We start from the raw sequence: 19731 nt of genomic DNA on the forward strand, positions 1-19731 counted from the left end.
CATTCCGGGCGTTGAAGGCGGTCTAACTCCGATCTGGAGCGGACAATCAGGCGGCGGGTGAATCGGAAGTTCATGTACGAGGTGTCTGCCCTGCGGGTTCGCAGCCGAGGGTCTGCTCGTTGGTTTCCGGATCGTGCGGCGGCACCACACGGCCGACGCTGCTCTGCGCGCGGACGACGTCTGTGCCCGTCACGCGGAGGTGGCACGCCGACCTGTCCCTGAGGCGCGCCCTAGGCCCATGCCGAGGCCAGTTTCGGGCTGCGGGCGGGTTTCTGAGCCTGGCCACGTCGCTAGCGTGAGCGGTCTGCAAAGTCACGCGCGTGACGCTGCTGACTTGCCCGACGCACCCCAGTGGAGCGGATGACCGCTGCCTGGAGTGCCCGAGGAGTTCGATGTCGATCGACGGTTACACGTACCTCTGCCGGTTCGACGCGCTGGAGGAGGGCGTTCCGCGGCGGTTCGAGGCTGAAGGCGTGCCCGTCTCGCTGGTCCTGACTCGGGAGGAGCTCTTTGCGATTTACGACGTGTGCTCGCACAGTGCCGTCTCGCTCTCCGAGGGCGAGGTGGAGGGGTGCACGGTCGAGTGCTGGCTGCACGGCTCCCGCTTCGACCTGCGCACCGGCAAGCCGCTCGACCCACCGGCCTCGCGGCCCGTGCTGGTGTATCCGGTGCGGATCGAGGGTGGTCGCGTGTACGTCGATGTCGTGTCGCGGAGTGATGGATGACCGAACCTTCGGGCGATCTCGCGGGAGAGCGGGCTGACGCCGTCCGCAATCGGGCCCGGTTGTTGGAGGCGGCCGCCTGGCTGGTGGCCGAGCGGGGTGCGGAGCATGTGACGATGCACGAGGTCGCGCAGGTCGCGGGGGTGTTCTCGACCATGCGGGCCAGCGGCAGGTAGTTCTGTTGGGCCCGGTGGAAGGGTCCCAGGACCAGGGACATCGTTCGCCGTAGTGCTGTCCAACCGCGCTTTTCCGTACACGGCCAGCGGGAAGGTGGCGAAGTCTGCGCTCCGTGCGGAGACCGAGCCGTTCACGGACACTGTGTTCGACCTGCGTGCTCTGGTGCGCGACAGGAGCTGACCTCACCGCGCAGGTCGGCGCGACTCCCGGATGTTGCGGATCTCGGTCATGGCGGTGAACACCTTGGACCACCCGGTGGAGCAGGCTGCACGGTTCAGCAACGCGCCGATCTCGTCATTGGTGAGTCCGCGTGGCCGACAGGTCTCCCTTGAACGTTGTTGTCTGCTGCGAGCAGCCTCGGGATTTAGGCGACAAGGTCCAGGGAGCCATACGCGACGTCGATAAAGGCGTCTCGTACTGCCTGAAAACGCTCCAGGAGTGGGTCTCGAACAAGGCCGCCAATCATCTCGTCCCAGAACACAACACTGTTAGCCACCTCAAGTACGTGCTTAATCTGTTCCGTGTCCATCGCGTGGCTGTCCCGCAAGAGGAACTCCAAGAAGTCAAGCTTTTCCCACCGTTCCTCATCCTCCAGACGGCCCCACTCGCATAACAGGTTCCAAGCGGCGTGCGCGGAGTTGTGGTGTGGGTCCTGGCACCACTCTGCGTTGCGAGGGCACCAGGCGTCCTCCAGAGCATTGAGCGCCGACCTCAGCACAGCTCTGCGAAGTGCCAGTTTCTCCAATTCGGTGCACTGCTTGGCCACCTTCTCCAGCTGGCGGAGAATCGGCAGGGGCCCCAGAACTGCAACGTTAGCCCGTGCCTGGACCACAGCAGTCGCTTTCTGATCCAACAGCTCCCGCCGGGAAGCGATAGGAATATCTGGGAGCGCTGTGACGGTCCGAACGAAGACGTCTACTGCGCTGAGAAATGCGCTGTAGGCCGAGCGACGCGCACTCTCCAGTGACTCCTCGCGTGCCGCACGCTCCTGGAGTTGGGCGGCCGCCACAGTGGCTTGAGACTGATCAGCGCCTGCCGCCACCGTGGCGCTAGCGGCCTTGTCTGCACTGCGTCTCGCCCAGTGCGCAGCGAGGAGAGTGGCCGGCACCGTGATGAGGGTGGTTAGTGCGCTCGTCGCCGCTACAGCTTGTTCTAGTTGCACGACACGCATCGTGACGCCTGAGCCTGCCTGCCAGGGCAAAAGGGAGGATCACCTGCGGGTGGCTGGCGCGCCATGCTAGAAGGCTGCGGCGCCTTGGAGATCCCCGCCGACCCCGGCCTGACGATCGTCACCTGCACCCTCGCCCCCGACTCTCCGCAGGCTGCCGCGTTCCTCCGGCTCCAGCAGCACATGCCGGCTCTGGCGAAGGCGCCGGGCGCGGAGGCTGGAAGCAGCTCACTCTGAGATAACCGTTCCGAACTACGGCTCGACCCCACGGCATAGCGTCATTCGCGGAGGGAGCCGGTGACGCGCCCTCTGGTGAGTTCGTCGAGAACTGCGCGACTATCCCGGCAGTATGCCGCTGCCCGCACGCGGGTGTAATCGGCGGGAGAATCAGCTCCGTTTTGTCGACACGCGTGGGCAGTCGACGGAAGACTGCCCCGGTGTCCTTCCTCGTCACCCTTGTGACCGTCCCGGTGGTGCTGATCATTTTCGCAGCGACAGCCGCCGTCCTAGATCCGTTACGCCGCCGTATCCGGATGCGCCGTCACCAGTACGCTCAGAGCCTCGCCGAGCGTCTGTTCAACGAAGCACGCCGAGTGCTGCCACGCGTCCTGCCGGAGCGTCCCGAACCGACAGCGAACATACCGCTGTGCCTCGTGCGATGGTGGGACGCCTTCCTCGCCCTCACACCAGTCCGACTCTTGCTGCTCCTTCTCGTCGTGCTGCTTGTCCGTGGCGCCGCTGGTTTGCCGAGCGGAACCGAGTCCAAGAACGACGGTGATCCGCTCGATCCGTTCACGCACCTCGCCAAGGGAGTGTGGGACGCAGCCAGTTGGACAGGGCAGAAGCTGACCGACCTCCCTTCAGTCTGGACAGATATCTACGAACATCCGGGCTCCGTGATCACAGGCCTCGCCCCGGTTGTCACCGTTCTGGCAATCATCACGGCCGTCTGGTTGGTCTCGCCTGGTTTGACGGCATTCAGCGGATGGGGCGGGCCGGACGCGACACGTCCTGCTGCCTCAGTTCCGAAGCAGACGATCGAGACACGATACGGGCCGGTTGCTGTCCTGTTGAGCACCGCTACGCGCTGTGGACGTGCGTACCTGCGTACCGCCGAGACCTCGCCGCTGGACATGCCGCAGGTGTCCGTCCGTGCCTGCGAGCGGGTCATCCGAAGGGCCTGGCGTACTCGCCACGGCAAGCCGCGCAGACACCGCCGACGTGAGCTCAAGCTCCACGCGGCCAAGGTGATTGGCGCTCTTCGAGCTGCTGAGGCCCAACAGGACATCGATCCCGGCCCGGCGCTTCAGAAGCTCGCCAGCATGCTGGTCACGATCACTGAACGCTACGTCGAGGGCCGGGTCGGCGAACTTCTCGACGCGGACGAGCTGACCGGTATCGACCCGGTGACCGAGCACGGTACGCCGCGCATTGTGGGAGCGGGCGGCGTCGTCGTTCTGGCGATGTGGGGAGCCCACATGCTCGGCTTCCCCGAAGGCGTCTCAGGGCCCTTTCTAGGTCTGGTTGTCACTGGCGCTGTCGCCTTGTTCTTCCGCCATAGCATCCCCGGCCCTTCGGACCTCCTCGACATCCTGCGTAGCGCCGACCGAAGGTGACATCGCTATTCACCCGAATGAGCGCGGTACACCATCCCACCCGACCCGCACTACAGCGCGCGACGCATGATCGCCATGCAGAACCTGCTCTTCAGCTGGCCCCCTGCACCGCCCTCGCCGCAGCCCAACGACGCCGCCCGCCTGCGCGTCGAGCTATCGACCCGCATGAGGGTCGAAGACCCCGCCGCACCCCCTGACCCTCTTGCGCCGGGTGAGAGGCAAGGTCGCCGAACGGAACGAGTACGTAAGGGAGTTGAGGGCTATACGCGGCAGCTGTCGATGTGGGTGACGTCGCGGTAGTCCACGATGGTGGGGCTGGCCATGGACTCTCGGTAGACAAGGACGGCGCGGCCGTAGGGCCAGGCGGTGTCGTTGCCGAAGTTCTGCTGGGCTTCGGAGCAGCTGCCGAACATCAGGCCGCGGACGGTGTCAGTGAATCCGGTGTCGTCACGGTAGTCCTGTCCTTCCGGGTAGATGCCGGGGCCGAAGGTGACGAACATGGTCTGGGCTGCGGGGTTGAAGGTCACGGTCACGGTGTCATCTATGTACTGCGGTCCCTGAAGGACTGGCGTCGCGTCCGTGATCAGGTGCTGCGCGGCAGTCTTCTCGGCCGCAGTGGCCGGCAGCCGGGCTGCGGCCCATTCGTCCACGTTGGGCTGGGCGTTGTCGCTGCGTGTGTAGGCAGGGGAGGGGATGCCAGCAGGTTGCTGGAACGTTTGCGACGGCGCTGACGCAGAGGGAGAGGCCGCAGCTGCGCTGGTTGTCCGAGGGGTGGACTGCTGCGCCGCGGCGGTGGCAGCGGCGGCGCTCGTGTGGTTGCTCGGTGCGGAAGCTTGGCCGCGGGCGCTGTTCGATGATTGGGAGGCGGCCGCGAGGACACCACCGAGACTGCCGAGAACAGCAGCGGCTACGGCGACCGCCAGATACAAACGTGTACGGCTGTTGCGTCTGGGTGGGGTGGGCCAGGCGGGTTCGGTTTCAGGTGTCAGTTCCCAGTGCGCGCTGACGAGGTCGGATATGAGGGTGGGCTGCTGGTCGCCGAACGTGAGGACGGCGGTTGCCTGAGCTGCGAGCAACTCGGTGCACTCATCCGCAAGTTCAGCGGCGCTCGGCCGCTCGGACGGCTCCTTCGACAACGCCTGCTCCACGAGGCGCCGCAGGCTGGCCGGCACGCCGTCCAGGTCTGGTTCGGCCTGCATGACGCGGAAGGCCACTGCATCGGCGGCGCCGCCGCCGAAAGGGAGTCGGCCGGTGGCCGCGTAGGCGAGGAGGGGGCTCCCCAGGCGAACACATCGCCCGGAGCGCCGACGGCGCCGGTGCGGTAGTGCTCGGGACTGATCCAGCCGGGCGTGCCGGTCATTACCCCGGTACGGGTGACCGAAGTGCCATCCAGGGCATGGGCAATGCCGAAGTCCAGGACCTGCGGGCCGGACGGAGCCAGGATGACGTTCTGCGGCTTCACGTCCCGGTGGACGACGCCCTGGGCGTGCACGGCAGCGAGTGCGGCTGCGGTGCCAGCAGCCAGCGCATACAGACGCCCACCGGCCAAGGGGCCGTTAGCCGTCACGTGCCCGTCGAGGGTGAGGCCGGGTATGTAGGGCGTGACGAGCCACGGCGTCGCGGTTTGGGTGTCGGCGTCGCGGACCGGAACCAGGCATGGCCCGGTGACGCGCTGGGAGAGTTGCACTTCCCGCCGGAAGCGAGCACGGAACTCATCGTCTGCGGCCTGTGCCGGATGCACGACCTTGACGGCGACGCGCTCGCCTGCGGCCGTGACAGCGGCGTACACCGTGCCCATGCCGCCGGATCCAAGCCGCCCCACGACACGGTAGGGACCCACCCGACGTGGATCGCTGGGCTGCACCGGCTGAACACGGTTGGACACGACAGCTCCCCCAGGCGGCTCACGGCGCACATCGGCCGCAAGGATGGGCAGATCCGTATCGACGTGATGTTCACCGAGCGGCTCAAGTGCCATATCCCCTCCCCAGCCGTGTGCCCGCTCGGCCGTGACCAAGAGCGCAGTGTTCGGTCACTGGCGCGCGTCGAACGAGATGATCGCGCCGCACTCAACATTCGTTGGGCCGCTGCAAGATCGGGTGGAATGCCTGGCCGAAGGCGGTCACCGTCAGACCTTCCGCAATCTTCGGCGGGCGGGCATAGGTGTCCCAGGTTTCGGTGAACCGGGCGTGACGCGAGAGGGATTGGACTGTCTTCGGATCATGCTGACCCGGGCCGCCGAGTGTGGAGGTGTAGAAGCTCTTGAGATCGTGGAAGCGGGAGCCTTCAGGGAGACCGGCCCGGGCGACGACCTGTCGCCACTTCCCGTTGAAGTCACTGCTCTGAACAGGCCTCCCGTATCGGTTTGTCACGATGAGCCCTTCGGCGGGTGGCTCGACGTGCTTCCGAGCTCGACGCTTGCGCGCAGCGTCCTGGGTGATCGGTTCCGGGTCGCTGAAGTTAGCCACATGAGTCGCCAGCCGCTCGACCAGAAAATGGTCCACAGGCAGGGTCGCGTAGCTGGCCTTCGTTTTGAGCGGTGCCGCCTTGCCGCGCTGACGCTGCTCTTGGACGTAGAGGAGGTCCTCCTGCCAGCCCACGCACGCCCGTGTCAGGCCCAGGGCTTCCCCGGCGCGTAGTCCTGCGCATGCGCCGAGCCAGACCAGGACTTCGTAGCGCGGCTCGATCACCCGCATCGCAACGGCCGCTGCGGCCACCTGCTCCGGAGTCAAAGAGACTCTGTTGTCGTTGATTTCGGGAAGCTCGATGCGGGACACGATGTTTGCGGGCAGTGGAATATCTTCGTCCATCATGTAATGGATGAGGATGCGCCACGTCTTGAAGATCTGGACAATTGTGCGGGCCGATCTGAGGCTGGGCTTTTCCAGCAAGTGATCGACGAAGGCCATCGAGTCACGGCGCCGCAGCGATGCGGGCAGGCGATTTCCCGCGAACGGGAGAATGTGGTTGCGGAGGTGACTCTCGTAGGTGTTGATCGTGTTGAGTCTCTTTTGCTTCTTCCTTTTGCGCTCGATCATCTGCGCGCCGAAGAATGCGACCCGTGCACCGCGTAGCGGCTGGCTCTCACTCGTTACGGTCGCGTCTTGGGCCGTCAGTTCACCGAGCCGGTCGAGGGTTTCCTGCCAGGTGTCGAACGACTCTCTGTGCTCTTTCCTGAGGTGATCGACGTAGCGGGCCTGCCAGCGGAGCCCCCGCCCGTGGTCCGCTGACGGGTAAAGGGGACGGTTCCTGGTCCCGCATCTACAGGGTTCATCGCCTCGGTGGGGTTTTGGATACGACTTGTGCCATCGGTCGAATGGCAGCACGGGTCTGGCCATATGTTCTCGTTCATTGCTAGTGAGCCAGCGGTCTTGCTGTCACACATGGTCTGGCCGTTCGCGCCGGAGCGAGGTGTATGAGTGAGTGGTGCCGTAACTGTGCGGCCGCGCGTATGTGCTTACGTGCAGGATTTCCAGCCCGAAGCTTGATTATGCACAGCTGTTCATGGTCCGGGAGAAGTCGCACGGGTGGTGTCGCTGTGTGCCACCACGCGAACCGTCACCAGATCCCCGACTCCTGTCCCTCGGTATGCAGATTCGACGCCTCAGAGAAGGCCGGGGATACAGTTTGGAACAGCTCGCGGAGCGTAGCGGGTTGAGTTTCCGCGGACTCATCTATATCGAGCATGGGCAGCGCAGCCCCAGCGTGCTGACGCTTCTGGACATTGCCGCTGGGCTCGATGTGGAGCCGGGAGAGCGTGTTAACCACATCGCCGGGGAGGGTGTCGGAGAGCCCGGACCTCAGTAGTCCGGACCGGCTGGCGAGCGCTCGTGATCGTCCACGGGATGTCGTGAGGACGTAGGCGCGGTTGATCGTCGTGTTGCCTTCGCGGGTCCGCGCAGACGGTGTGCGCAGCAGGTGCCCGCTGGCAGGTATGACGGCCATGAGGGTCCACCCTCTCCTGCTGTCGCGCGGCGATGACGGTTCTGCCTCGTCGTTGGGTTTTGCGGGATCTGACGTGTCCATTTCTGGCTTTGGGGGCTGATTCTCCTAACAAGACACGCGTGTCATGTTTAGTCGTATGATGCGTCAGAACCGCGCACGGGTGGGGCACTTGAGGCGGTTGTAGCCGCCTGGGCCAGTCAGGGCACGGGCCTCATTGCTCGGGGGACGTCGTTGTACCTTGCGTGCCTGTACGCAGAGAACTTCCGGGTCTTCGGTTCGACGCCGCAGAAGAACGGCGACACGGACGCCAGTCTGAGCCTGGAGTTCGGTCCCGCCACGAACGTCCTCGTCGGCGAGAATGACAGCGGCAAGACGGCCATCATTGACGCGATCCGTTTGTGCCTGCTGACTACAGCGGCTGACTACTACCGGATCACGCGCGACGATTTCCATGTCGGAGTGGAGGGCCGCGCGGACGCCTTCAAGATCACCTGTGGTTTCAAGGATCTGACGACGGAAGAACAAGGGGTCTTCCTGGAACTTCTCACCACAGACGATGACGGGAATGTCGCGCTCTATGTCACCGTCAAGGCGGAGCTCATGGATCCGCTGCGACCCCACCGTGTTGCGGTGACCACGCGTACCGGCCGCGAGGGGCAGGGGCCGGCTCTGGACGGTGCAGCGCGCGAGCTGCTGAAGGCTACCTACCTGCGCCCCTTGCGAGACGCTGAGGCCGAGCTGCGCTCCGGCCGGGGATCCCGGCTCTCACAGATCCTCGCCGGCTATCCGGCCATGCGAGAACAGGGTGAGGACGATTTCGACGAAGTGAAGGGCACCGCCAGTACCCTGGTCGGCATCCTGCGGCGGGCAGAACGGCACATCAGCGACAACGAGGCGGTGAAGGCCGCCCGCAACGACATCAACACCGGCTACCTGGAGAAATTCTCCATCGGCTCCGACGTCCTGCGCGGCGAGATCGGCGTCGCCGGCGATGCCACCCTCGCCCGCGCGCTGGAACGCCTGGAGTTGACCCTGTTCGCCGGTGCGGGGGAGTGGACCCGACATGGCCTGGGCTACAACAACGCCCTGTTCATGGCAGCCGAGCTGCTGCTGCTCGGCAAGAGTGCCTTCGCCCCGCTGCTGCTGATCGAGGAACCCGAAGCCCACCTCCATCCGCAGCTCCAGACCCGCATCATGGACCTTCTGCGGGACCGCGCCGAGACTGCCAAGACGGCGGGGGCGCCCCCGGTCCAGGTCATCCTCACCACCCACAGTCCCAACCTGGCCTCGGCCATCCCGGTCGAGCACCTAACCCTCGTCGCCCGCGGGTCCACGTACCGTCTGGCGCCGGGCCTGACCCGCCTCGACGAGGGCGACTACGCCTTTCTCACGCGCTTCCTCGACGTGACCAAGGCCAACCTGTTCTTCGCCCGCAGCGTGGCCATCGTCGAGGGCGATGCCGAAGCCATCCTGCTGCCCGCTCTCGCTCAGGCGGTCGGCCGGTCGTTCAGCGAATGCGGCGTGAGCGTCGTCGACGTCGGCGGTGTCGGTCTCTTCCGATACAGCCGCATCTTCCAGCGCGACGGCGCGCAGATCCCGGTCGCGGTGGCCTGTATCCGGGACCGGGACCTGGTTCCCGCCGGCACCTCCGATGAGATGCGCAAGAAGCTGAAGTGCTCGGCGGAGATGACCCAGCAAGAGATCGACAAGCACGTCGCAGGGTTGAAAGAGGAGGACAGCGGCCACGTACGCACCTTCGTCTCCGACCACTGGACGCTGGAGTACGACCTGGCCGCCGCCTCCTGGACCATGGCGACCCTGATGCACCAGGCCGTCCGCGCTGCCGTCGCCTCCAAGACCACCTGGCCCACCGCGGACAAGCTCGCCGACCTGGACCGTGCCGCGCGGGACGAGGTCACGAAGTGGCGAGAGAGCAACGTTTCCCTGGAAAAGGCGGCCTTGGACATTTATGAGCCGCTGCGCAAGGGCCGGGGCAGCAAGCCGATCGCCGCCCATCACGCGGCCCGGCTCCTGCAGACCACCTCCGTGACCGAAGCTGATCTGCCGCCCTACCTCGTGGCCGCCTTCACCTACCTGTGCAGCGAGGTCTGAGCGATGACGCCCCTCTACGCACCCGACGTCTTCATCAAGGACAAAGTCGAAGCCCTCGCCCAGCAGCTCGGCCTCGAACTGCCGCACCAGGAACAGTGGGACTTCATCCAAAGCGCTGAGCGCCTGGACCTGCAAGCAGCCCCCGGATCTGGCAAGACCAGCCTGGTCGGACTCAAACTCGCCCTGCTGGGCCAGGGCTGGAACTCACCAACCCGCGGCATCTGCGTCCTGTCCCACACCAACACGGCCAAAGACGAGATCAGCAGCCGCCTCGCCATCACACCGGCCGGACGCCGACTGCTGCAGTACCCGCACTTCATCGGCACGATCCAGGCCTTCACCAACACCTTCTTCGCCCTGCCCGCCCTCCGAGCCCGCGGCATCGAAGTCCAGGCCGTCGACGACGACACCTATGCGGCCGCGGCCCTGCGCCTGCTGGAACGCCACCCCGCCTTCCGCACGCTGAACACCTTCCTCGGAAAGCGCCGCAACGGTCCCGCACTCGTGTCGGAAGCCCGCTACGTGTGCGACGCCGGAAAACTCACCACGACCGGACCGGACGGCACCCAGCCGTTCAAGCCCGACACCCCCAGCGGCCGGCAGTTCGTGGCACTGAAGGAGAAGCTCACCGAGCAGGGCATCTTCCGCTACCACGACATGTTCGCCCTCGCGGAGCACCACCTCACCCACCACCCGCAGCTCGCCGAAGCAGCCGCCCACCGCTTCCCCTTCGTCCTCCTGGACGAAATGCAGGACACCAGTGACCTTCAGCAGCGCCTGCTCGACAAGGTCTTCGGCTTCCAGAGCACAGTCGTCCAGCGAGTAGGCGACGTCAACCAGCGCATCTTCACCGACGGACCCAGCGTGGCCCAGCCGTCGTCGTTCCCACTGCCCCACGCCGCCCAACTCCCCGTCAGCCGCCGGTTCGGCAGCAAGGTCGCCGCACTCGCCAGCGACCTCACCATCCACCGCCGCCAGCGCATCGACGGCGCCGGCCACGACGGGACCATCGCCCTCCTGCTCTTCGACGACAACACCGTCAGCGAGGTCGTGCCGGCCTTCGAACGCATGGCAGCAGCCACCATCCCCCGCCCGCTCCTGCTCGACAGCCCGCCCCGCGTCCTGGGATCCCGCCTCACCCCCGGCGGCGCGAAGGCCTTTCCCCAGTCCGTCTCCTGCTACGTGCCCGACTTCACCACCGTGCCCAGCCAGGTAATCGGCAGTCTCATCACATCGGCACGCACCGCCCAGGCACACCGGCAGGCCGGCAACAACCACACAGCCGTCACACTCCTGTGGAACGCAATCCGTGCCGTGGCCCGACTCGCCACCTCAGGCAGCCTGCCCCCGTTGAGACGCCTGGACCGAGACCCGGCCACCGCCGGAGGCAGGACACGCCTGCTCCTGCACGACATGCTGACGAGCCCCCTCGACAGCCACGCCGAGTGGGCAGTGATCACCGCCCGGCTGCAGCGACTGCTGCCCGACCTGACCCAGAGCCCCCTCAAAGGGGTCGCGCACCTGACAGACCCCCTCGCCCACGTCCCCTGCGCTGACCAGCCAGCCCCCGTGCCCGAGGCGCCGGCGGACGCGGACCACGGAGTAGTGACGTCACTTGCGGGATCGATCCAAAGCGCCAAGGGCGAGACCCACACGGCGACGCTCATCCTCGAATGCCTGGAACGCAGCGGAAAGAAGTACGACGTACACGAGGTCCTCGCACTCCTGAGCCAGCAACAGGATGCCTCGCAGGCCCTGGTCACGGTGCAGCGTGCGGCGCAGCTCGTCTTTGTGGGCGCCACCCGCCCCACCCATCTGCTTGCCTTCGCCGCGCACCGCACGAGAGCCGAACCGTACGTCGAGGCGATGACGGCTCGCGGCTGGACTGTCCACGATGTCGACGTCGTCGCCCACTGAGCGACTCCTGGCTGTTCTCCGACGAGCGGCGCAGACGGCCGGACATCGCATGACTGCCCTGCGACCTACCGACAACTGACCCGTGCCCTGGGCGGGGTACCGCAGCACAGGCCGGAAGCCGCCCTTGCGTCCGATCGGAATACCCGTTCAGGTATTCGCTCTCCGTGCGATGGGAGGAGGAATACAACTCTGACCGTAAGGAGCGGAGGGTGTAGCCCCTGACAGGGAAGAACATTGCTCGCCAATATGGTGTTGTCCTGTTTCTGATACGGGCGCGTCATGGAGTCCAAGAGTGCGGAAAAAGCGTCGGTCGGCCGGAATTCGAGCAGCCACGCTGAACGGTATGCGTCTGACTCTCGTGCGATTACTGCTGTCTCCTGTCACCAGCAGCCGCGCCGCCTGGGCCGTGGCCCGGAGCCGTGGCCAGCTCTCCTTCGATGCGGCGTGGCGCCGAGAACGCCTGGCCAGACACCCTGATGAGCTGGTCTACCGGCTACACGGGCACATGGCACCGCGTGACCAGGCAGCCGAACGGGAGGCGGGCTCTGTATCCGAGAATCCGGGCGCAGAGCCAGGCCGCGAATACGAGACATGAAACCATAGGTGCGTGAGGAAAGTGACTCCTGATGTGCAGGAAACACGTGTGACGGAAGGGGTGGGGCGCCTTTCGGTCATGTTTCCAAAGGGGTGATTTCGTGGTCGGTGAACGAGTGAGAATTTCTGACACGAATCGACGCGAGCCAGGGGGAGTTCATGTCTGACTTCAGCGCTCTGTCCGCACTGCTCGGTGCAGGGCTGCCTGCCACGTTCACATTCCTCTACCAGCGGCTTGAGAACCTGCTGGACCGGAGGGGCGCACCTGAGTCCGAGTTGGCATCACCCGTGCCGCTGCGGGGCGAGTTAGCCCTGCCGCTGACCGTCGATGAGGAGCAACTTGCGGTGCACCAGGGAGAGCTGGAGCTGCTGCGCGACGCTCTTGGCGTGTACCGCCGAGGTGCGACACCCGTCGAGGTGGGCAATGCCGAGTTGCTGCGGCTGCTCGGGCGGCTGCGCGGCAGGCTGGAGGACCTCTACGGACAACGGCTGACGTTCCAGGGAGAGGAAGACCGGCAACCCTCCGGCCCCTTCTCGCGGCAGAAGATCCACACCGTGCAGGGCCATGTCACTGGCATGCATGCCGATGACGCCATCAGCGGCTACGCGGAGACAGACCAGGACATCACCACTGTTGCCGAAGGCGCCACGGTCACCGGCATGCGCGCCCGGAGCATCGGCAGCCCACCCCGCCGGCCCGAGCGCTGAACCTCACTGTCCCGACAGTCTCGAAAAGGATTGCCCGTGACCTCCAGCGCCCCAATGCCGCAGACACCGGAAGCGCCCCCGACCGCTGCCCCACCCCCCGCACAGCACCCTCTCGCGGGCCTCGCGGGGCCGGCTCCTGACACACTGACGGAGTTGTCCAACCCGCACGACCCTGGCGGGCATGAAGCCCCGCTTGGGCCCGATCTCCCCGTTGAGCCCGCGGTGCCAGATGCCTCGGACAAGTCCGACGCTCCTGTAGAGCAAGGAACTCCAGACGACGACGGCAGCTCCGGGGACAGTCATCTCCATGATGAGCTCACCGAGTCCAACTGGAGCGGGCAGGTCAGCCAGCGCATCGGCACGAACCGCGGCACTGTCATCGGCACCCTCATCGAGCAGGGATTCCGCCGACTGCGGGGCATCGCACTGCCCCCGACCGAAGTCGCCACGCAGTTGACGACCTACGTCCGCGACGAAGACGACGACCAGGCCATCAGCAAGATCCTGGACCAATGGCCGGTCGTCGTCCTGACAGGAGCAGATGGCAGCGGCCGCTTCAGCACTGCCCTGGACGGGCTGCGCCGTCGCACTGGCGACACCATCCGCCAGGTACGCAGGGAACCAAATGCGCCGTTCGACATGGCAGGACTGCAAGAGTCTCATACCGGATGGATCCTGGACCTGCGTGCGGAACAGCCTCCAGCCGGCTTCGGCCGCGAACTGGTCGAGGACACGGACCGGCTACCAGAGGGATCCTGTCTCGTCGTCCTCATGAGCACCACGGCCTGGGCCCGATGCGGTCAGGGAGCAACCGAAATCGCCAGGCCCCTGGAAGGGCCGCCGCGCGAGCACATCCTGCGCAAGCAACTGCTACAGGCGCCGTTCACGATCAACATCGACAACTGGCTGTCGTCCGATCCCATCAGCAGGAGCATCACCCCCCTTCTGCCGGCGAAGATGGCGGCTTGGGCGAACGCCATCATCACCACCGAGGACATCGAACGCCGCAAAGGCGGCCTCGGATCCGACGCGGCACCTGACACCGATTACTTCAAGGGCTTGGTCCAGGAAGTAGTCAAGGCCGCCGAAGACTGGCGCACCGAACTTCTCAACTGGCACAACACCCACAGCGACAGCGCCTACCGCAACTACCTCCTGGCTGCAGCCGTACTGGAGGGCGCGAGCTCCGACAAGATCTACCGGGCATCCGCCAGCCTGGCCACGGCGCTCAACGAGAAGCCCGAGCCCCGCAACGGACAGCAGGGACTGGGGGTCGTGGCGCTGACCCACACGGCCAACGCCGAACTGCAGCCCGACGGCACCATCCGCTTCCGGTACCACAACTACGCCGAAGCGGTCGTCGACTACTTTCTCGACGACCGGCCCCACCTTCTGGAGGAGTTCACCCGCTGGACCGCCGCTCAAGTCACCACGCTCGGTGAAGCGGACCTGACCGCACCACTGGCCCAGCGTGTCAGCCACTGGACCGTGCACTACACCGCACGCCACCGCAGGACGAACCTCCTGCGCTTTCTGGCCGAGCAATGGTCCTCGTCCCACGCCGACGCCGCATGCGACCTGCTGGTGCTTGCCGCAATCGACGACCACGCCGGTGTTCTGGCCCGCAGCGCCTACCGCAGATGGGTCAGGGACACGGACACCCTCAGCGCGGACTTCAAAGTCGTCCTCATCCGGGCCTTCCAGCGGCTGGCCACCATCTATCCGACCAGCATGCTGAGCAGAATCGCTGAGCTGGCCGCCCCCGTCGGCCAGAACGCCGTGCACAGCGACGAGGTCACCGCCGCTATCAGCAAAGCCCTCAACAGCCTGTGGGACCAGGACGACCAGCGCCCCGCCATCCACAAGCAGCTCACCCTGTGGGCCGGGGACCACCGGGAACCCCAGCAGGCAGCGGCACAAAGCACGTTCGCCTATCTCGCCGCCCGTCGTACACCTGACGGACCCGCTCTCCTGAGGGACCAGCAGATCACGACCGTGTGGCTCAGCGACATGTGGCGCAACGCTTTGCCTATAGCCGACTGGTCTCCGATCGTGGCCCAAGCGTTCGGCTACTGGATGCAGACGGCTCTCGATACCCCCGACCTCAGTTCGACCATTCAGCACATCTTCCTGAGCGCGGTACACCGTCCCACCGACCCGCACTACAGCGCGCGACGCATGATCGCCATGCAGAACCTGCTCTTCAGCTGGACCCCTGCACCGCCCTCACCGCAGCCCAGTGACGCCGCCCGCCTGCGCGACGAGCTATCGACCCGCATGAGGGCCGAAGACCCTGCCGCACCCCCTGACCCTCATGCGCCGCAACCGTGACCGAACCGGCTGGCCCGCCCCGCGGGCCGGCCAGCTCACCGACAACGACAACCCGTACCGGCTCCCCAGCAACGCCCCCGGCTACCACTTCCATGCACACCTGACCGGACGATGGGAGGAAACACCAGCCGCCCGGCACCACCACGACCCCCGTGCAGCTGCCACCCACCACGCTCTCGAAACGGCCCGCGCCGTGTCGGGCCTGTACCCCCTGACGGAACACCAAGCGGCTCAAGCCCACATCAACAGCCGACTGGGCGCCTCACACGACCTCGCCGATGCCCCCGTCCGCCTCCTGTGGGCCCGGGTGCAGCTGACAGCTGAGAGTTCAGACATCGAGGCGGTCGTCTGCCTCCAGCGCAGGACGCACGACAACGCCCTCACCGAGCAGACCAACCGACAACGCCAGTACCAGGCAGAGGAATTACACCGGGCCCTGTCCACGACGCCCACACTGGCACTCGCCTACTGGCTCATCCAACAGCCACAAGCCGCCGACCAGGACACCATCGAAGCACTGGGCCAGATGACGCGAGAAATCACCACGTACGCCCCGCACACCGCTTGGGTCCAAGTCGCCCACCTGCTCCAGACCTTCGTGCAGGACCTCGACATGCCCGCCCGCGTGAACCTCGTCGACAGCCTTGCCCAGATCTTCACCCGCTATGACCAGCCAGAACTTGCCGACCGTCTGCATGCCCTCGGGCTGCAGATCCAGTCCGCCAACGGACACCTCCCAGACAGTGCGCCGGGCGGACCGGGCCTTGGTGCGTGAGGTGCTCCAATGGTCACTGATGGGTGCCGGGATGAGCACGAAGCACGGATGCCACGACCACTGTGGTGTGCTCAGTCACCGCGCGTAGCCAGCCTCGGATGGTGTTGTGTAGTGTCTGCCGGTTCCAGAGCTGTCCCAGCCGGACATGCCCTGAGAGTGCAGAGGAGACGTCTGGGAAGAAAAAGAAGAAAGGGGCAGTGGCCGCAGAACGGCGAGTGCCCCTTTAAGTCTGCTGCCAATGTAGCACGGACTTTGCTAGATGAGCAGGGCGCAGTGTGGTGATCGGCTAGGGTGCTGCGATGGCATCGCCCCCTGCTTCGGAGCCCTACGCCCGGCACGTGTTAGCCCGGATGGCGGACTACTTCACTGACGAAGGCACACCATGGGCTCGTCGGCTGTGGGACATAGGATCCGTGCTGGCTCTGGAAGAGCTGTGGGAGGCGGGCTACTGGCAGGCCCACGGGGTGCTGTCACAGACCGCCTGTGACTGGCAACGTAATGAGCTCAACGCTTTGATCGGTCCCGATCGAGGCCTTGGCGACAAGGAGCTGCGCAAGGAGCTCACCGAGCTGCTGAAAAAGCCGCTGCCTGATCCGAGCCCCACCCGCCGCCGACTCAAGGAGATCATCGGCCACGTGCGGGCCGGCTACCTGGAACGCTGGGCAGCCGCCGTAAATGTTCCTGTCGAGGAGCGCGTCAAGCCGGAGCGCTACTCCCGCACTGTCGCCTCCCACCTCCTGGACCTGGGATACAGCGCCAGCCACCTGAAGGCATGGGCGAACGATCTTTATCAGGCTCGCGCGACCACGGCAGACATCGCAGACAGCGCCGCAGAACTCGCCAGGACCCCGGCCAGCATGTTCGAGGTGCTGGTGGTGCTGGAGAAGGTGCCCCGGCGGGAGCTGGCCGAGCCGCTTGAGAACTGGCTGGACAAAGGCAAGGTCGTGAGCTGGTTGCGCGAGCAGGGCCACGACACATCTGGTGTCCGCCCCGGAGGCGGGTTTATCTACCAGGTCCAGGCCCGCGACCCCTTCAGCGCCGCCGAGCAGGCACGGCAGCTCGTGGAGCGCATGACCGCACGTGCTCAGTTCCTGCGCAGGGACCGGGGCGGTGTAGAGCCTCTCCCGTACATCTGGGTCGCAGGCCACGCAAAGCCTGTCCCGCTCGACCCCCCGGCTCGGGGCGCGGATGTCCTGACCTTGGTCAACGAGGGACACCTCTACCGAATCGCAAGCCAGCGCAGCCGGATCGATGATGCGCTGGAGCTCGCGGCCGCGGTCAACCGTGGTCCGATGGCTCCGGCTGTCGCCGGGGCCTGGGCCGCTGTGGAATCGCTGCTTTCGCATCCGGACGATCCCAAAGAGAACGAGCGCTCGGGCAAAGCGGTGGCAGCCGACCGGATGGCGGCTATCATCGCCTGCTCTTGGCCCCGCGCCGAGCTCACTGCCCTCGCACACCGACACAAGCCCCGGGAAGTAGATGACCTTACCCGTTCAATCGCGGCCTGCACGACGAATCAGGAACGCGCCAGGCTGGTAGCCGAGGCATTGCGCACCAAAGGGGCCGGGGCACTGGACTTCACCCGGACGTCCACCAAATACTCCGACAATCCCGCCGCCCAGCGCATGGCCGACCTGGTCCAAGACCCCCGACCAGTTCTGAACGACGTCGCGGGAGCCTTTCGGATCGCGCTGCGGCGCTTGTACCGCACCCGAAACATCATCCTGCACGGCGGTGCCACCCAGGGCGTGGCGCTAGAGGCGTCGCTTCGCACAGCCGCGCCGCTCGTAGGCGCGGGCCTGGACCGCATCGTGCACGCCGCGTACGCCGAGGACCTCCCCCCTCTAGACCTTGCGGCCCGGGCCGAGGTCGCACTCCAGCTTGTCAACGGCGAAACCAGACTCTCTGTAGTCGATCTGCTGGAACCTGTCTGAACATACTGGCCGTCGGCGGTCACGCTCATGACCTGAGTAGGCCAGACAGTGAGAGAACTGACCGCCGATGCTGAGGTATTCGTCAGCTGCTTAAGCCGACTTCCTCGCGAGCCGATCCCGGCACAGGTGCGACGGCCGCTCTGCGGAGAGCGGCCGTCGCGTATGGCTATCGCCTCTGCTCGAAAAGGACGAGGAAGGGGGAGACGTACCCCGAGGCCTCCAGCGGGGTGGTGTGCCCCATGATGATCAGTAGGACTCCGGCCAGCAGCGCGCTGCTGTACATGTAGAGGATCGCCGGATCGGTTCCGTGGTTGCCTTCGGTAGCGGTGCCGCTATCGGACATACTGGAGAAGCTCCTGTTCAATGCTGGACATGGGTGCGGTTACTCACAGCGCCTAGGAACCCTGTGAGACCGGGAGGGCGGTCGGGATGGCGTCGCATGCCTGTGCGGTGCCATCCCGACCGTCAGTCATGGGTCGATACGAAACCTCCGTCTCCGCGTGGCCATACGACCTCGATGCACAGGGACGCGCAGAGATCGAGCAGGTCCTCTCGCGGCTGCGAGGGCAGGAGTACCGCGAGGGTAGGCGTGGGGTTGAAGAACCGCCGGAAGTCCAGCAGCTTCCCGATCGCCTCACGGACAGCAGTCCGGGTTGCGCTCCCCTTCGCCTCGATCAACCGGTTCTCCGTGGAGTCGAGCAGATCCACCCGGTAGGGCGTGGTCTCGCCGGCCAGTGTCAGCTGAGCTTGGGTCAGGCTGCGCCCCGATGCCCGCAGATGCGCGGCGTAGCTTTCCACCAGCTGTGCTTCGGTGTGCGCACGCGACGGACGTATCTCCGAGGTGTGCCTGGATTGGTAAGTCGGCTGCAATTCGACGATGCGCACCGTTGTCGCTGGCGTCCTGGGGAGCTGTGGGCCTCCACCGGCGATCGCGCCGATGGGCCGAAGCCGAAAGATGATCACGTTGCGGTTGGTGCCGTCCTCGTCCGGGGCATCTGCGGAGTAGTACGGCGTCTCGTCGTCCAGACGGAAGCGTCCCAAGTGGCGATACAGCGGAACCCCACCAGTAGACCGATTCGGGAGCCGGTGGAACACGTGCAGCGTGCGGTTGTCTTCTTGGTGGCGTAGGAGGGAGCGGTTCCCCTGGGTCATCGTCTGGTTGCCGCGGGCGCCCTGCCCCATGAAGTGGAAGGTCCCGTCGTCGCCCCACCCCGTGTAGTCCGAGGCGGGGGAGCTGTCCATGGTGAAAAGCATGACCATCCGCGACGCAGAGGAGGGAGCGATGCCTCCCTGCGGGGTCCCGCCGAAACGCCGGTGCAGTTCGCGCCGCGTCAGTTCCTCGCCAACTACCAGCTCTGTATCGGGCATGCCCTCACCTCCCAGTGCAGAGGGTAACTAAACCAGGTTGGTATTCGACCCTGGTTAACGCAGCAGGAAGCTCACGGGAGGACCATTTCGGTCGACAATTTATGGACTAATTTGGATGAAAGGTGCATTTGTGTTCTCTCTCTAGTTATCGATTTGTTATTGATTGCGGCTAGCCGGCTGGCTTCGCGTCACCGTGTGGACCCGGTGGGGGCGTGTGGTTGCGCTCGGGTGGACGGAGTTGATGGGGCACCCGATGGGGCACGCGCCGCTGTTGGTCGGTGCCCTGCCGTATCGAGCCGGGGGGAGGCCTGGCGACAGGGCTGCTGGCGAAGGTTGCGGCCGGGGGGAGGGGTCTGTGGGGGTC

General features: G+C 65.7%; 16 protein-coding genes and 1 pseudogene. 11 read left to right on the plus strand and 6 right to left on the minus strand.

What is annotated here, in order from left to right; all coding sequences use genetic code 11:
• Positions 1-392: 392 nt before the first annotated feature.
• Together IQ210_RS32765 and IQ210_RS32770 are read left to right on the plus strand one after the other, a co-directional pair.
• The gene (locus IQ210_RS32765) at positions 393-725 is read left to right on the plus strand and encodes a non-heme iron oxygenase ferredoxin subunit (protein WP_194082808.1); all 333 of its coding nucleotides are present in this window, start codon (positions 393-395) and stop codon (positions 723-725) included.
• On the plus strand, positions 722-898 hold the full coding sequence (locus IQ210_RS32770; RefSeq protein WP_265584724.1) for a hypothetical protein: 177 nt from the start codon (positions 722-724) through the stop codon (positions 896-898). Before IQ210_RS32765 ends, IQ210_RS32770 begins: the two co-directional genes overlap by 4 nt.
• A gap of 365 nt (positions 899-1263) precedes the next feature.
• On the opposite strand, the gene IQ210_RS32775 is transcribed toward IQ210_RS32770, so the two are convergent.
• The gene (locus tag IQ210_RS32775; protein WP_194082809.1) at positions 1264-2061 is read right to left on the minus strand and encodes a hypothetical protein; all 798 of its coding nucleotides are present in this window, start codon (positions 2059-2061) and stop codon (positions 1264-1266) included.
• Between the two features lie 93 nt (positions 2062-2154).
• Here IQ210_RS32775 and IQ210_RS32780 point away from each other — a divergent pair, with 93 nt between their 5' ends.
• Both IQ210_RS32780 and IQ210_RS32785 read left to right on the plus strand, forming a co-directional pair.
• Positions 2155-2304 (plus strand): hypothetical protein, encoded by a 150-nt coding sequence (locus IQ210_RS32780; protein ID WP_194082810.1) that lies wholly within the window; start codon positions 2155-2157, stop codon positions 2302-2304.
• A 200-nt stretch (positions 2305-2504) separates the two neighbouring features.
• Positions 2505-3683: a hypothetical protein gene (locus IQ210_RS32785; RefSeq protein ID WP_194082811.1), complete on the plus strand. Its 1179-nt coding sequence runs from the start codon at positions 2505-2507 to the stop codon at positions 3681-3683.
• 260 nt (positions 3684-3943) lie between these two features.
• Here IQ210_RS32785 and IQ210_RS47460 read toward each other — a convergent pair whose 3' ends face one another.
• The 3 genes and pseudogenes from IQ210_RS47460 to IQ210_RS32795 all read right to left on the minus strand — a co-directional run bounded on the left by IQ210_RS47460 (position 3944) and on the right by IQ210_RS32795 (position 7021).
• Positions 3944-4882 carry a serine/threonine-protein kinase gene (locus IQ210_RS47460; protein ID WP_228048895.1) on the minus strand — a complete coding sequence of 313 codons (939 nt, stop codon included), beginning with the start codon at positions 4880-4882 and terminating at the stop codon, positions 3944-3946.
• Between the two features lie 137 nt (positions 4883-5019).
• A pseudogene (locus tag IQ210_RS47465) lies at positions 5020-5661 on the minus strand (serine/threonine-protein kinase); the annotation flags it as partial.
• 91 nt (positions 5662-5752) lie between these two features.
• On the minus strand, positions 5753-7021 hold the full coding sequence (locus IQ210_RS32795) for a tyrosine-type recombinase/integrase (protein ID WP_194082812.1): 1269 nt from the start codon (positions 7019-7021) through the stop codon (positions 5753-5755).
• A 250-nt stretch (positions 7022-7271) separates the two neighbouring features.
• Between IQ210_RS32795 and IQ210_RS32800 the strand changes: the two genes are divergently transcribed.
• The 7 genes from IQ210_RS32800 to IQ210_RS32830 all read left to right on the plus strand — a co-directional run bounded on the left by IQ210_RS32800 (position 7272) and on the right by IQ210_RS32830 (position 17999).
• The gene (locus tag IQ210_RS32800; protein ID WP_228048790.1) at positions 7272-7490 is read left to right on the plus strand and encodes a helix-turn-helix domain-containing protein; all 219 of its coding nucleotides are present in this window, start codon (positions 7272-7274) and stop codon (positions 7488-7490) included.
• Between the two features lie 369 nt (positions 7491-7859).
• Positions 7860-9740, plus strand: coding sequence for an ATP-dependent nuclease (locus IQ210_RS32805; RefSeq protein WP_194082813.1), 1881 nt, complete (start codon positions 7860-7862; stop codon positions 9738-9740).
• Between the two features lie 3 nt (positions 9741-9743).
• Positions 9744-11657 carry a UvrD-helicase domain-containing protein gene (locus IQ210_RS32810; RefSeq protein ID WP_194082814.1) on the plus strand — a complete coding sequence of 638 codons (1914 nt, stop codon included), beginning with the start codon at positions 9744-9746 and terminating at the stop codon, positions 11655-11657.
• Positions 11658-12410: 753 nt separating this feature from the next.
• Complete coding sequence (locus tag IQ210_RS32815; protein ID WP_194082815.1) at positions 12411-12959, plus strand: hypothetical protein; 549 nt, start codon at positions 12411-12413, stop codon at positions 12957-12959.
• Between the two features lie 153 nt (positions 12960-13112).
• On the plus strand, positions 13113-15290 hold the full coding sequence (locus tag IQ210_RS32820; protein WP_194082816.1) for a hypothetical protein: 2178 nt from the start codon (positions 13113-13115) through the stop codon (positions 15288-15290).
• Complete coding sequence (locus tag IQ210_RS32825; protein ID WP_194082817.1) at positions 15274-16065, plus strand: hypothetical protein; 792 nt, start codon at positions 15274-15276, stop codon at positions 16063-16065. The genes IQ210_RS32820 and IQ210_RS32825 overlap by 17 nt, the downstream gene beginning before the upstream one ends.
• A gap of 413 nt (positions 16066-16478) precedes the next feature.
• Complete coding sequence (locus IQ210_RS32830) at positions 16479-17999, plus strand: integrase (RefSeq protein ID WP_194082818.1); 1521 nt, start codon at positions 16479-16481, stop codon at positions 17997-17999.
• A 166-nt stretch (positions 18000-18165) separates the two neighbouring features.
• Here the strand turns inward: IQ210_RS32830 and IQ210_RS32835 are convergent, their stop codons facing one another.
• Together IQ210_RS32835 and IQ210_RS32840 are read right to left on the minus strand one after the other, a co-directional pair.
• Entirely contained in the window at positions 18166-18342 is a 177-nt protein-coding gene (locus IQ210_RS32835; RefSeq protein ID WP_194082975.1) for a hypothetical protein, read from the minus strand.
• Positions 18343-18464: 122 nt separating this feature from the next.
• A complete protein-coding gene (locus IQ210_RS32840; protein WP_194082819.1) occupies positions 18465-19367 on the minus strand; it encodes a restriction endonuclease in 903 nt (300 codons plus the stop codon).
• Positions 19368-19731: the final 364 nt, after the last annotated feature.

The sequence above is a fragment of the Streptomyces justiciae genome (assembly GCF_015163075.1).
GTDB classification, from domain to species: domain Bacteria; phylum Actinomycetota; class Actinomycetes; order Streptomycetales; family Streptomycetaceae; genus Streptomyces; species Streptomyces justiciae.